The organism is Nocardia vinacea (assembly GCF_035920345.1).
In the GTDB taxonomy this organism is placed as follows: domain Bacteria; phylum Actinomycetota; class Actinomycetes; order Mycobacteriales; family Mycobacteriaceae; genus Nocardia; species Nocardia vinacea_A.
Genome location: NZ_CP109149.1, coordinates 4,231,701 through 4,245,978, shown reverse-complemented (window position 1 = coordinate 4,245,978; position 14,278 = coordinate 4,231,701). Strand labels below are relative to the sequence as shown.

The window sequence follows — 14,278 nt, the reverse complement described above, 5'->3', positions numbered from 1 at the left end:
AGGACGACAGATATGAGCCGAGCGCCGAGTACTAATGGTCATCCGGCCGAGTCCGTCCGTCACAAGGGCGGTTACGACGCCTTTTTCATGCAGGCAGAGCAGGAACCGGGCAGCGGCCCAGTGGCCGGCAACGTCCCGGCACGCCCGAACCCAGGCTTCAACGAACCGGTGATCGGCGCGCCCGGTCAGTCGACACCGCAGGCGGCGCCAGCCGGTCCGGCGGCACCGCAGAGCGCGACCGCACCGCAGGCCGGTGTGGCGCACACCGCCGGGCCACATGCGGCTGCACCGAATGTGGCTGGGCCGACGGCGGATTCAGCGCGCGAGACCTATGGGACGGCGACATCGTCGTCGCCCGAGACGTGGACGGCCCACGCCGGGGCCGAGCCCGCCACCGCTCGGATCACACAAACCGCATCGAATTCGGCGAATACATCGAGCGGCGATACCGGACCCAGCGTTGAAAGACCCGGCGCCGAATCCGCGGACACACCATGGCAACCCGCCCAGTCGACGAGCTGGGTGCCCGATCGCATCGACCGCACGACGGCGGCGCCGGTCGAGGTGTTGCCCGCGGCACTGACCTCGATGGATCTGTTGGCCGATATCTCGGCGGCCAATCGGGCCAGGCTGCAGTCCAGCACCGGTGTACGCGGCGCGCTGAACAAGGTCGGGTTCCGGCTCGGCCTCTCACCCGCCGAGCAGCGCGCCGAGGACCGGCGCGCCCGAATCCGGACCCAGCTGAACACCCCGTATCAGATCGCGGTGATCAGCGTGAAGGGCGGCGTCGGCCGCACCACGACCGCCGCCACACTCGGCTCGACCTTCGCGGCGTTGCGCCCGGACCGAGTTGTCGCCGTCGACGGGAATCCGGACTTCGGTGATCTGCCCACCCGTACCGCCCCGCACCCGTATGGCCTGACCCTGCGCGATCTGGCGCAGGCGTCGAATCTGGAGGCCTTCTCGACGGTGCAGTCGTTCATGTCGATCAATTCGGCCGATCTCGCCGTCATCGCCTCGCCGTGGACCATCGAGGCCAACGAAGCCCTCTCGGGTCGCGAATACGCCACGGCCGTAGAGGTTTTGCGCCGCCACTTCAATCTGCTGCTCGTCGATTGCGGTACGGGCGTGCTGGATTCGGTGACAATGAGCGTGCTGCAGACCAGCGACGCCGTCGTGGTGGTCACCCCGCCCACCGTCGGCGGGGTGAAAGGCGCGGTGGCCACGTTGAATTGGCTGAGTTCGCACGGTATGCAGCATCTGATCGCCAAATCGGTCGTGACGATTGTGCACCAGCAACCGACCAAGCCGGTCGTCGATGTCGCGGCGATCGAGAAGCTGTTCGCCACCGGGCAGCGCCCGACCTGCATCCTGCCCTATGACGACCATCTGGCCGAGGGCGGCGAAATCGATCTGCGCCTGGTGGAGAAGGAAACCCTGCTCGCCTTCGAAGAACTCGCGGCCGGACTTTCCGATGGATTCCCGAATTATCTGGGTGGCACTAGCGGCGGGCGGACCGCCGGAGGGTGGCGATGAGTACTGCCGTTGCTTCGCCACCGGGTTCGGCACCCGCGGCATCCGCTGAGGTGGCGCGTGCCCGCATGGCGGTCCTGGTATCCAGCTACCAGGTCGACGTCGTGGTGCCGACCAAGTTCACCATCGAGACTTTCATCGATGATCTGCTCGTCGTACTGGCCAAGGCCATCGACGACGAAACCGTCGATTTCACCCCGCCGACCGGACAGTGGAGCCTGGCTCGACCGGGCGAAGCGCCGATGCCGCGCTGGCGCAGCCTCGCCGACCACGATGTCGTCGACGGCACCGTGCTGGTGTTGGCCGCGGTCGAATCCGCGGAGGTCTTCACGCCGGTCGTGGAGGACATCACCGACGCGCTCGCCCTGATCAACGAGCGCGAATTCGCCGAATTCGACGGCGAGACCGCCGCGGTCGTCGGCCTGAGCACACTGGGTGTCGGCGCGGTCGCCATCGCGGCGATGTTGTCGGTGGCGTGGACCGAATCCGGGGCGATCTGGTGGTACGCGCTGCCAGCGCTGCTGCTCGGCGCGGTGTGCTGGGGCGGCGCGGTGCAAGCGCGGCAACGCAACTTCGCGCCGCGGATCTGTCTCGGGTTGGCATTGTCCTCGATTCCGCTGTTGTTCGCCGGCGGCGCGATGCTGGTGCCGCCTGCCTACGGTGAGCCGGGTCCGTTCGCCGCCGCCAATCTGGCCGCCGGATCGGTTGTCGCGGCCGTCGCGGCCGCGGCCATGTTGCGCGTGACCAAGCTCGGCATCGCGACGTTGATGGCGGTCACCGTGCTCGGCGTGACGGTGGCGGCCGCGGCGATTCCGCTGACCTATCTGAATCTGTCGGTGCGCCAGATATCCGGTGGCGCGGCACTTGTCGGACTGGTGCTGCTGACCGCCGCACCGCGCCTTTCCGTTGTAGTCGCCCGGATTCGGCCACCGGATCTGCCGGACCCCGGCAACGAGGTCAACCCGGCGACGCTGACCGACATCTTCGATGCCGAATCCGCCCGCGATGACGCCGAACTCGATTCCGCCGAGGACATCGAACGACAGCGCGAGCAGGCCGGCGCCGGTATCGAAGGCCGGGCTCGACTGGCGGTTACCAGTCTGCGCGGGCTCATCGCCGCGACCTCGGCACTTTTGGCGGGCGCCGCGGTGCTGTCGGCCGCGGTGAGCCCCGGTGGTATCCGGGAAATCGTGCTGACCGCGGCTGTGGCGGGACTTTTGGCCCTGCGCGCGCGCTGGTTCCCGGACCGGGTGCAGGCCATCGCGCTCGTCATCGCGTCGGCGGTCACCGTGATCGGCATCGGGTTCGTGCTGGTCAGTGCGTATGAAACGGCACCGGCACGGCTGGTTGTCGTCCTTGTGGTCGGCGTGGCGGCCGTCGCGGCATGCGTCGCGGCGGTGCAGTTGCCGGGTCGGCGGCTCTCGCCGGTCACCCGGCGGATGATCGATCTAGCGGAGTATGCGCTCATTCTGGTGATCCCGATAATCGCCTGCTGGATCATGGGCATCTATACCGCGATGCGGGCGATCTGATGCGAATCGGCTCAACCGCGATCGCGGTGCTGGCCGGATTCGCGCTGATCGCCTCCGCCGCACCGGCATTGGCGGTGGAACCGCCGCAGGTGGTCATCGGCGCGCCCGCGGATGACCCGCCCGGCCCGGAGTTGCCGACGAAACAGGACAAGGGCTGCTTGGCGACCGGCGTACTGAAGGACAGTGATCTGACGCGCACGCCCCCGTCGGAGTTGGCACTGGATCTACCGAACGCTCGTGCGCTGAGCCGGGGTGCCGGGGTGACCGTCGCGGTGCTCGACACCGGTGTTACGCCCACTAGCCGCCTGCCCGGTCTGGTCGGCGGCGGTGACTATGTCGCAGCAGGTGGCGACGGTCTGTCCGACTGCGATGCGCATGGCACCCTGGTCGCCGGAATCATCGGCGCCGCATCCGATCCCACGGACGGATTCACCGGGGTCGCCCCGGACGCCAGGATCATATCCATTCGCTATCGCTCCGGCGCCTTCAGTGCCGAGCGGCAGAATGGCGAGCAGGCGCAACAACTCTCGATGGATATCCGGACGTTGTCGCGGGCGATCGTGCATGCGGCGAATCTGGGTGCCGGCGTGATCACGGTGGCGCTGCCGGTCTGTGTTCCGGTGGGGCTCGCGGTGGATCAGTCGATACTGTCGGTGGCAATCGGCTACGCCGTACATGTGCGGGGCGCGCTGATCGTCGCGGGTGCCGGCAATGTGGGTGTCGGCTGTGATCAGAATCCGGATATCGACCCGACCCGACCGAGCGACCCGAGGAACTGGCGCGACGTCAAGACCGTGTCCGCACCGGGTTGGTTCGGTACGGACGTACTGACAGTTGGCTTCACGACCGCCACCGGTGCCGCCATGCCCGATTCGATGACGGGTCCATGGGTTTCGGTCGGTGCACCGGGTACCGCGATCGAATCGATCGGTCCCGGTGGCGGTGGTCTGATCAATGGTGTCGGTGAGCCCGGAAAACTGGTGCCGGTCGGTGGCGCGTCCTTTGCGGCGGCCTATGTCAGCGGAGTGGCCGCGCTGCTGCGCTCTCGATTCCCCAACGAAACCCCGGCCGAGATCATGGCTCGACTGACCGCCAGCGCGCACGCGCCGGCGCGCGGCATCGATAACGTCGTCGGTGCCGGTGTCATCGATCCGCTCACCGCGCTCGGCTACCGCACCGCGCCCAAGCCGCCGATCGGGCTCTACCGGTCCTCGGTTCTGGTCATGCCGGATCCGCCGCGTGCCAAGGATCGTCGTCCGCCGTTCGCGGCCGCCGTCGTCATCGTCGCCGCTGTGCTGCTCGGGGTCGGCGCCACCTATGCGAGCTCCGCGGTCCGGAGGCGGCGGTGAGCCTTCCGAGCATTCGGGTAGGCGGTGTCGAACGTGGTCCGTTCGCCTTCGCCGTGATCGGCGGCAGCTTGGTGGTGACCGGGCTGTGGTCGCATACCCCGATCTGGGCGAGCGCGGCGGTGATCACCGTGCTGCTGGTGACCGTGGCGGTCGAGGTGAACGGCCGCACGACCAGCAGGTGGCTGCTCGACTGGATCGATTACCGATTCAGCAGGGTCGCCAGAGCCGAGGCGCTCGCCGGTCCGGTGGATGTGGCCGATATCGAGGTTCCCGCCGGGGTCTGCGGCATTCGTTCCGAAGGCACCGTGCTCACGGCGATGATCCAGCTAGCCCCCAATCTCGATCTGCCGACGGTCATCGCGGAGAAATCCATCTACACCGAGGACACTGTCCCGGTCGATGCGCTGATCGGCCTGCTCGATCAATTCGGTCTCGCGGTCGATATCGATATCGTGACCACCGGTCAGCGGGTTCGTCCGACCGGCAACTACAGCATGCTCTACGACCAGCTGATCGGCTCCCATCCGGTCGTCGGCCATCGCCTCACCTGGTTGGTCGTGCGGCTGGACATGGAGCGGAACCTGGATCTGCTGCAGCGGCGCGGACTGGTCGCGATGGTCGGGCCGAGAGCGTTGGCCACGGCGGCGCACCGCATCGCGGGCCGATTGCGGGAACGCGGTATCGCCGCGCACGCGCTGCCCGCGGTGGCAATGCAAGAGGCCACCAGGGTGCTGCACGCCGGTGTCGAACTCGGCGATCTGCGTGAGACCTGGACCTGTATGGAGTCCTCGGTACCAGGTCGCTGTGTGACGAGCTTCCTGATCGACTGGACGCGGATGGACGGTGCCGGCATGGACGATTGCTGGTCGTGGAACCGCGGCCGGACCACGTTGGTGGTCAGCCTCACCGATGCCACGGCCGGGCCGCGCGCGCTCGCGCGGTATATCGGCCCGCCGGTCACGACCGAGCCGCCGGACTATCTGCGCCGGTTGACCGGTAGGCAGGCCGTCGCCTTGCTGGCCACCATGCCGACCGGGACGTCGATCCGCGCGGTGCCCGTCGATGAATCGGGCCGCGATATCGCCCCCGATGAGCTCTTGTCGGAGCTCACGATCGCGATCGGTCCCAATGGCCAGATTCTCGGTTCCATCAGTGGTCAGCCACGACATACTTTGGCGCTGCCGCTGTTCGACCCGGCCCGCTACAACCCGCGTAGGCGCACCATCGATGTGCATGCCGACCTGCCGGTGGCACAGCAGATCGTTTTGCGTGCCATGGTGGTCGGCGCGGATGTCGAGGTCCATTCGGGGCGCCCGCACCGCTGGTGGCAGCTGGTCGCCGCGGTCGGTGATCCGGAATCGCTGCGGCTGGCTCCGGAGGCCGGTGCCGCGAATGCCGCTGCGGGGCAAGCCGGTTCGGGTCCGCCACCGTCCTCGGCGACCATCACGGTCTTCGACAATCTGCCGCCGCAGGTATCGACCGCGCAGACCACCGTCACCATCAGTGAGCCCGGTGGGCCGCGGCGGCGGTCGGTCGATCTGGCGATCAACCAGGTCAGCGCGACCGCGGTGGATATCAGTATTCCGATGCGGACCGTGCGCGTCGATTTGATCGAGCCGCGCGGTGAAACCCGCTATTTCGATTCCGCCGCCGAACAACCCGCGATCACCGCGGGTGGCAATGGTGCCACGCCAGGGCCCGACGTTCGGCGCATGAGCTGATCGGAGACAGGTAGTGTCTATCAGCGTGGTTGTGGACTCCCAGCCGAATGACGGCGAATTTGTGCAGGAGGATAACGGGGAGGCACTGACCCCGAGACAGGCTGCGGTGGCGATCTTCTCGAGTCGGCTGTCGGAATTGATCGCGGAATCGGTGGTATCGACCGAGGACGGGTCGACTCGGTCGTTGACCCTTTATTCGCTTGCCCAGCATCTGGAACAGGCGTATCCGGATGTTCCGGTTTCCCAGTCGGGGCTGTACCGGCTCATTCATGGTGACGCGGTACCACGGCTCGATCTGATCATCGCCTTGGCACGGGTATTCGACGTGCCGCCGGAACATTTCGTCACCGAGCAGAAGAATCGCTGATCGCGTTATTCCCGCCAGCGGGAATAACGCAGGACCGCAGCGCAGGCCGGTCTGGATACGATCCCGACCATGGCTGCCGAGGACCCGGGAGATGTAATTCTCCGCCATCGAGGCGCGGTCCTGGATGCGCTGCTCTCGGATCCCGCATTCGGCGAAAACGATCCGGCCACCGGATCTGTGCTGAGCGGGCCCCTGGTCGGCGATCCGGAATTCGGGGAACCGGGTTTCGGGGAACCGGGTTTCGGTGATGATCCGTATTCCAGTGCCGCGGTGGCTGCCGGTTCCGCCCAGGGCGCTCCGCCCGAAACGGATCTGCCGCCGCGGCGGTCCTCCGACGGGCCCAAGGCCAGCGAGCGGATCATCGCGCTGCTGAACGGTCAGCAGCAGGATGCCGCACCGGCAATGGACTTTTCAGCGGACTACTCCGAAGTGTCGGCAAAGCAGCCGCCACCCGAGGAACCGGCGCGGTCCGCGTCCGGGTCGTCCAAGACGCGTGCACCCGACCCCGCGGAGCGGGTCGTCGTGCTGGCGAAGAAGCTCAAGAATCCCAAGGTCGCGTTGGCGGTCTGCGGCGTCTTGGCCCTTTTGCTCATCATCGCGTTGGTTTCCACCGGTGGGAAGGATGATTCGCAGGCGCCGGATCGCATCGCGGTCATCACTCCTTCGGCGACCGCGGCGGCCCCGACATCGAAACCGGAATCATCGGCACCTTCCTCCGGAACGATCACCCCGAAAGCCGCCACCGCCAACTGCCCGCCGGGCAGTACACCGGGCATGGACGCCTTCGGTGGGCAGCAGGGCAAGGCATGGTCATGCGTGCGCGCATACAAGGTCGACGGGCAGGTGCTGACCATCGATCTCGGCAAGACCTATCAGATCGATTCGATCGGCATCGTTCCCGGCTGGGACAGCGTCGGCAGCGACGGTGTGGACCAGTGGACGAAATTCCGCACCGCCAGCCGGGTCAGATATACGTTCGATGATCCGAACAAAACGAGCTACACCCAACAGACCATGGATCAGCGCACTCTGGTCGTCACCAAGTTCGAAGTTCCGGTGCAGGCGTCCAAGGTCGTACTGACAATTCAGGAATCGAAGGGCGATCCGACGATCAATACGACAGCGGTTTCCTCCATCGTGATCACCGGGCACTGAGATGTCAGTAGCCGAGTTGGTCTGCCAGTACTGCTCACACCGCAATATCGGTAATCCGGCGCAATGCGGGCATTGTGGTGCGCCGCTGGCCGCCGTGCATCGACTATCGAGCCTGACCCATGTGGGGCAGCCCGAGCAGGTGGTCGCGGGTGCCGAGCGGGCCGTGGCGGCCACCGGGAGTGCGGTGGCGGGTGCGGAGCACGCGGTAGTGGGTGCGGAGCACGCGGTGGCGGGTGCGGAAAAGTTTGCCGCCAAACAGTATCCGCGCTGGCAGTGGGGTGCCGCGATCGCGGGTACCGTGGCCATGGTCCTCGGCCTCGGCTTTACGGCCGTCCGTTCGTGTTCGACGCCGCTGAGCTCGCTGCCCGGTGTGGGTATCGATCAGGCCTTGCCCAGCCAGTTGCGTGCGGCCGCTTCCTGTCAGCCGGTCGATTCCAAGGCCGAGAACTGTGTCATCCCGGCGGCCGACCCGCTGCTCGCGGGCGGAATCACCGGTGGCAAGGATCTGACCCTCTCGGTGGCACTGGATTCGCCCGAGCGCCGGGCCGATACCGTGCGCAACTGGCGAACGGCGGGCGGAACGGTCCTGGCCGATGGTGTCGTCTTCGTTGCGATCAGTCCGTCGGCAACCCTGCGATACGTGAATACCCTTGTCGGACTTCGGGTCGAGACGGGTGCCTTCATCGGGCGCGCGGCCGCGCAGACCTTCATGTCGCGATCCGGTCTAACCCCCTGACCGACCGGACTCCGGCCGGTCAGTGCACTTGACCAGTGCTGATTTCTTTCAAGAATGTGTTACGCATTTAACGTGCCGCTATACAACGGCACATCAAACCATGTAATGTATGGGAACCGTACGGTTACGGGCTCAGATCTCGGGAAGGCACGAGTCGATGGTGGCAACCACCCAGCAGACGATTTCATTCAAACGGTTCCGCGACGATCCGACCGATCTGGAGGCGGCCTACTTCCGTTGGATCCAGCCCGGCGCCACCGCGCCGACGATCACCGATCGGGCCGAACAGATCTTCCGAAACCACTTGGAACTGGCGGCGATCCGGCTGCCGGGCGCGGCGATCACCCGGGTGTACCGCCCGGAGGACGGCAGCGGACTCGGCGCGGCCATCCAGATCGTCAATGACGATATGCCGCTGCTGGTCGACTCGGTGACCACCGCGCTGCGTCGCCTCGGCGCCGCGGTGACCGAGGTCGTCCACCCGGTCTTCGATATCGTGCGGGACCGGCGCGGGCGGTTGCGCGCGATCGCGGCCAAGGAGCCCGACACCGTACCGGCGAACGGCAGCCACACCGTCACGGAATCGTGGATCCATGTGCAGCTGAGTCCGACCGTCGGTGCCGCACTGCTGGACCGGATCGATCGCGAACTGCCCGCGCTGCTGCGGGTGCTGCGCAAGGTCGTCGACGATACGTCGGGCATGGCGAACGCGATGGTCGCGCTGGCGGGTCGGCTCGACCATATCGCGCATCGCTCCGACGATCCGGAGGTGCCCGAATGCGCGAAGTTGTTGCGCTGGTTGGCCGATGGGCACTTCACGGTGCTGGGCTACGGGTATTACCGCAGCAGCCGGACCGACGCTGGAAACGAACCGCAGCAGGTGCCTGGCACCGGCCTCGGCGTGCTCTGGAACGGTTCGAACGTCGATCTCGATGTCCCCGTAATGGGCAATACCCGACCGGTCCTGCGGCTGTCCAACGGATCGGTGGATGCGTTGATCCCGGGATCGGGTGAGCTGTACTTCGTCAGCGTTGCCGATTACGGCAGTGGCGGTACCGGCGTCGGCCAGGTGCAGGGTGAGCACGTCTTCGTCGGCTCCTTCACGGTGACCGGCCTGCACGAGAACATCCTCGATATTCCGGTCATCACCCGCCGCGTGCACCAGGTCATCGAATGGGCCGGCTTCGAACTGAATTCGTTCTCCGGGCAGGCGATGCTGGAGATGATGCAGTCCTTCCCGCGGGTGGAGCTGTTCTCCACCGATGCCCGGCGGCTGTTCGAAACCGTCTCCGCGGTCATGAATTTGGGGCTGCGCAGGCAGGTGCGCCTGTTCATCCGGCGCGACGGGCGCAGCGGTGCGGTCTACTGCCTGGTTTACCTGCCCCGCGATCGGTACTCGACCGAGGTCCGGCTGCGCATGGAGGAGATCCTGCGCGCGGAATTCGACGGGGAGCAGGTCGCCTACTCCGCAAGGGCGAGCGAATCCGAGTTGGCCGTGGTGTATTTCACGGTGCATCGCGGTCCCGAAGCGGAGCCTGCCGACATCTCCGAATCCAATCGCGAACGCATCCAGGAGCTGCTCTTCGCGAGCACCCGGAGTTGGGCCGACCGCTTGGTAGCGGCCGCGACCGGCGTACCCGCGGTCTCGTCGAAGGTGGCCAACGCCTACGCGAACGCCTTCCCGGTCGGCTACCAGCAGGAGTACGAGCCGGAGCACGCGCTGGTCGATCTGCAGCGGCTGGACCGTCTCGCCGACGGCGCCATCGATACGAATCTGTATCGCAACGCCGAATCGCCTTCGGGGGAGTGGCGTTTCACGCTGTATGTCGCGGGCGAGGGCGTCTCGCTGAGCCGGGTGCTTCCGGTGCTGCAAAGTCTCGGGGTGGAGGTGGTCGACGAACGGCCGCACCGCATCACGCTGCCGGACGATACCCGCAAGTGGATCTACGATTTCGGGCTGCGCGTCCCGGCGACGCTGCTGCGCACCGCGATCGACGCCGACCTCGAGGCCGACCTCACCCGCTCTGCCGACGAATCATCGGTCGAAGGCGGTGTGCGGCAGTACTTCCCGGAGGCCTTCGCGGCCATGTGGAACGGCAGCGCCGAGGTCGACGCGCTGAACGAACTGGTTTTGCGCGCCGGACTGCAGTGGCGGCAGATCTCGATACTGCGTGCCTACGGGAAGTATCTGCAGCAGGCCGGATTCGCCTACACGCTGGGCAATATCTCCCGTGTGCTGCTGGCGCAGCCGACCATGGCCCGGCTGTTCACCGAATTGTTCGACGCCTACTTCGATCCCGAGGGTGTCGGAGCGGTGGCATCGGCGCGGGCCGCGGGCATCGCGGAACGGCTGCAGGCCGAGATCGACGCGGTCGTGAGCCTCGACGCCGACCGTATCCTGCGCGCGGTACTCGGGCTGATCACCGCGACGCTGCGCACCAACTACTATCGCCGCGACGCCGACGGCAACGCGCCGGAGTACCTGTCGTTCAAATTCGATCCGCATGCCGTCTCCGAATTGCCCAGGCCGAGGCCGCAATTCGAGATCTTCGTGTATTCGCCGCGGGTGGAGGGTGTGCATCTGCGCTTCGGTGCGGTGGCGCGTGGTGGGTTGCGCTGGTCGGACCGTCTGGAGGATTTCCGCACCGAGATCCTGGGCCTGGTGAAGGCGCAGGCGGTGAAGAACGCGGTGATCGTGCCGGTCGGCGCCAAGGGCGGTTTCGTGGTGAAGCAGCCGCCGACGGTGACCGGTGATCCGACCGCGGATCGGCAAGCGCAGTTGAACGAAGGCATCGCCTGCTACCGCACCTTCATCTCCGGTCTGCTCGATGTGACCGATAACGTCGACCACGCCTCCGGCGAGGTGCTGCCACCGGAGCGGGTGGTGCGCCGCGACAGTGACGACACCTACCTGGTCGTCGCCGCCGACAAGGGCACCGCAACCTTCTCCGATATCGCCAACGATGTTGCGCGCCAATATGGTTTCTGGCTGGGTGACGCCTTTGCCTCGGGTGGTTCGGTCGGTTACGACCACAAGGCGATGGGCATTACCGCCAAGGGGGCGTGGGAGAGCGTCAAACGGCATTTCGCCGAGATGGATATCGACACGCAGACAACCGATTTCACGGTCGCCGGGGTCGGCGATATGAGCGGCGATGTCTTCGGCAACGGCATGCTGCTGTCCGAGCACATCCGCCTGGTAGCCGCGTTCGACCACCGGCACATCTTCCTGGATCCGAATCCGGAAGCGGCGACGTCGTTCCGGGAGCGGCAGCGGATGTTCGCACTGCCGCGTTCGTCGTGGGCCGACTACGACAAGTCGCTGATCAGTGCGGGCGGCGGTGTCTACGACCGGTCCGCGAAGGCTGTTCCGGTCAGCCCTGAGGTGCGCGCGGTACTGGGCCTGGATCCGAGTGTGACCACCCTGTCCCCGCCGGAGATGATCCGGGCGATTCTGCTCGCACCGGTCGATCTCTTCTGGAACGGCGGTATCGGCACCTATATCAAGGCTTCCACCGAGACGAATGCCGATGCCGGTGACAAGTCCAACGACGCGGTGCGGGTCGACGCTAATCAGTTGCGCGCCAGGGTGATCGGTGAGGGCGGCAATCTGGGCGCGACCGCGCTCGGCCGCATCGAATACTGCGCCAACGGTGGTCGGATGAACACCGACGCCCTGGACAACTCGGCGGGCGTCGACTGCTCGGACCATGAGGTCAATATCAAGGTGCTGCTCGATGCGGTCATCTCCGGCGGCGAGCTTGCCGCTGCCGATCGCACCGAACTGCTGGCCGCGATGACCGATGAGGTCGCCGAACTTGTTCTGCGCGATAATATTTCGCAGAACTTCCGGATGGGTCTGTCGCGCGCCCAGTCGGTGCCCTTGTCCGGCGTGCATCGCAGGCTGATCGCCGACCTCGAGTTCCGGCGAGGTGTGGACCGGCGGCTCGAGGCGCTACCGTCGGACGCCGAGCTGAAAAAGCGGACGGCGGAAGGGCGTGGGCTCACCTCGCCGGAACTGGCGAATCTGCTCGCGCACGTGAAGCTTTCGCTGAAGGACGATGTGCTGTCCGGGGATCTGCCGGATAACGCGGCCTTTGCGTCGGTGCTTCGGTCGTACTTTCCGAAGCCGCTGCGGACCCGGTTCGCCGACGCGATCGGCAGGCATCCGTTGCGCCGTCAGATCGTGGCCACCATGGTGATCAACGACATGGTCGACCACGGCGGCATCACCTATGCCTTCCGGCTTGCGGAGGAGGCGGGTGCGAGTACTGAAGACGCGGTGCGTGCGTTTACCGTCGCGGTGGAGATCTTCGATCTGCACACGCTCTGGCAGCGCATTCGGACCACGCCGATGCCGACGGCGGCGCGTGACGAACTCGAGCGGGAGACCAGGCGCACCCTCGATCGCGTGTCCCGCTGGCTGCTGACCAGTCGCCCGCAACCGATTGCCATCGGCGCTGATATCGCCCGGTACCGCGACGGTGTCCGCAAGCTCGCAGGGCACATGCTGCCAGCCCGGCTTCCTGCGGCCCACGCCGAGGATCTGGCGACGCATGCGCGCGCCGCCGTCGAGCGCGGTGCGCCGGCGGAATTGGCCGAGGAGGTGTATCGGCTCATCCACTTGTTCCCGCTCTTGGACATCATCGACGTGGCCGATATCGCCGAGCGCGACGCGGAGGAGGTCGCGGAGCTCTACTACGCACTCGACGATCACTTCCAGATCGAGCGGCTGCTGACCGCGGTGAGCAACCTCCCCCGCGACGACCGGTGGCGCACCCTGGCCCGGCTCGCGGTCCGCGACGACCTCTACGATTCGCTGCGCTCGCTCACCCTGGACGTGATCACCGCATCCGAACCGAACGAGAGCACCGCCGACAAGATCGCCGAATGGGAGTCGGTCAACCGCCCCCGCCTGGCGCGTGCCGGCGCCTCACTCGGCGAGATCTTCGCTGCGGGCACGCACGACCTGGCGACGCTTTCGGTGGCCGCACGGCAGGTGCGCAGCATGGTCAGTAGCGGGGAATCCGCTGCGGCAGCACCTGTTTCGAGCTAACTGGCGGCACGCCCCCGCGGTCTCGGCCGTCGGTCCGCCGAGGCCGCGGGGGTGCGCAAAGCGTTTCCGGTGAATTTCCCCGTCATTCCCGCGAACATCGGGACCCATACCTCCGCAGTGGGTCCCGGTGTTCGCCGGGATGACGGGGAACCACTCGAGAGCTCGACATCGATTGCGCGAGAGGCTATCCGAGCGAGTGCTCGTTACCGGTAGACGACATCCCTGCCGCCAGCCGCGATAACCAGAATCAGCAATCGATTGTTCTCTACCCGATAGATGGCACGATAGTCACCGCACCGGAGCCGATAGAAACCGACGTATTCGCCTGCCATCGGCTTGACCGCATTGTTCGGGGCGTATGGATCATCACCCAATTGGGCGAGCTTCTGAAGTAGCCGGATAGCGTCCGTTTTGGGAATGTTGCGGATGTCCTGTTGTGCTTCCGGGGTCAACTCGAACCTGTATTTCACTTCGGTTCGTCCAGGATTTCAGCGAACATCTCGGTGAGGTTGATCGCCCCCTCGCCCTTGTACTGCTGGTAGCGGTGTTTGGCGATATCGGCGAGCTGTTCGTCTTCCCAGTTCTCCAAAGCTTGGAGCATGCTCACCGGGACCAGGGCGGCGACTGGGTGGCCGTCGCGGGTGACGATGGTCGTCTCACCGTGCTCTGCCGCATCCAGGGTTTTAGCTAGTCCGGCGCGAAGTTCACGGACGGTCACATGGTCGGTCACATATCTAGTGTACACGGTATGTGTACACTAGATCCCTGGGTGTTGATTGTTGAGCCAAAGCGAATGGATCAGCTGTCGGCATCCGCGCCAAATCCGAGG

General features: G+C 66.1%; 10 protein-coding genes. 8 read left to right on the top strand and 2 right to left on the bottom strand.

What is annotated here, in order from left to right:
• The first annotated feature begins 12 nt into the window (after positions 1 to 12).
• The 8 genes from OIE68_RS19755 to OIE68_RS19720 all read left to right on the top strand — a co-directional run bounded on the left by OIE68_RS19755 (position 13) and on the right by OIE68_RS19720 (position 13,449).
• Positions 13 to 1,536 (top strand): AAA family ATPase, encoded by a 1,524-nt coding sequence (locus OIE68_RS19755; RefSeq protein ID WP_327100838.1) that lies wholly within the window; start codon positions 13 to 15, stop codon positions 1,534 to 1,536.
• Positions 1,533 to 3,065, top strand: coding sequence for a type VII secretion integral membrane protein EccD (eccD, locus tag OIE68_RS19750; RefSeq protein WP_327100837.1), 1,533 nt, complete (start codon positions 1,533 to 1,535; stop codon positions 3,063 to 3,065). Before OIE68_RS19755 ends, eccD begins: the two co-directional genes overlap by 4 nt.
• A complete protein-coding gene (gene mycP / locus OIE68_RS19745) occupies positions 3,065 to 4,414 on the top strand; it encodes a type VII secretion-associated serine protease mycosin (RefSeq protein ID WP_327100836.1) in 1,350 nt (449 codons plus the stop codon). Before eccD ends, mycP begins: the two co-directional genes overlap by 1 nt.
• Complete coding sequence (eccE, locus tag OIE68_RS19740; RefSeq protein WP_327100835.1) at positions 4,411 to 6,135, top strand: type VII secretion protein EccE; 1,725 nt, start codon at positions 4,411 to 4,413, stop codon at positions 6,133 to 6,135. Before mycP ends, eccE begins: the two co-directional genes overlap by 4 nt.
• A 13-nt stretch (positions 6,136 to 6,148) precedes the next feature.
• Entirely contained in the window at positions 6,149 to 6,502 is a 354-nt protein-coding gene (locus tag OIE68_RS19735) for a helix-turn-helix domain-containing protein (RefSeq protein WP_327100834.1), read from the top strand.
• 69 nt (positions 6,503 to 6,571) lie between these two features.
• Positions 6,572 to 7,657 (top strand): discoidin domain-containing protein, encoded by a 1,086-nt coding sequence (locus tag OIE68_RS19730; protein ID WP_327100833.1) that lies wholly within the window; start codon positions 6,572 to 6,574, stop codon positions 7,655 to 7,657.
• Position 7,658: 1 nt separating this feature from the next.
• A complete protein-coding gene (locus OIE68_RS19725) occupies positions 7,659 to 8,393 on the top strand; it encodes a hypothetical protein (protein ID WP_327100832.1) in 735 nt (244 codons plus the stop codon).
• A gap of 157 nt (positions 8,394 to 8,550) precedes the next feature.
• Positions 8,551 to 13,449, top strand: a complete 4,899-nt coding sequence (locus tag OIE68_RS19720; RefSeq protein ID WP_327100831.1) for an NAD-glutamate dehydrogenase — start codon at positions 8,551 to 8,553, stop codon at positions 13,447 to 13,449.
• A gap of 203 nt (positions 13,450 to 13,652) precedes the next feature.
• Here the strand turns inward: OIE68_RS19720 and OIE68_RS19715 are convergent, their stop codons facing one another.
• Complete coding sequence (locus OIE68_RS19715) at positions 13,653 to 13,919, bottom strand: type II toxin-antitoxin system RelE/ParE family toxin (RefSeq protein WP_327100830.1); 267 nt, start codon at positions 13,917 to 13,919, stop codon at positions 13,653 to 13,655.
• Complete coding sequence (locus tag OIE68_RS19710; RefSeq protein ID WP_327100829.1) at positions 13,916 to 14,179, bottom strand: type II toxin-antitoxin system Phd/YefM family antitoxin; 264 nt, start codon at positions 14,177 to 14,179, stop codon at positions 13,916 to 13,918. The genes OIE68_RS19715 and OIE68_RS19710 overlap by 4 nt, the downstream gene beginning before the upstream one ends.
• Between the last annotated feature and the right edge of the window lie 99 nt (positions 14,180 to 14,278).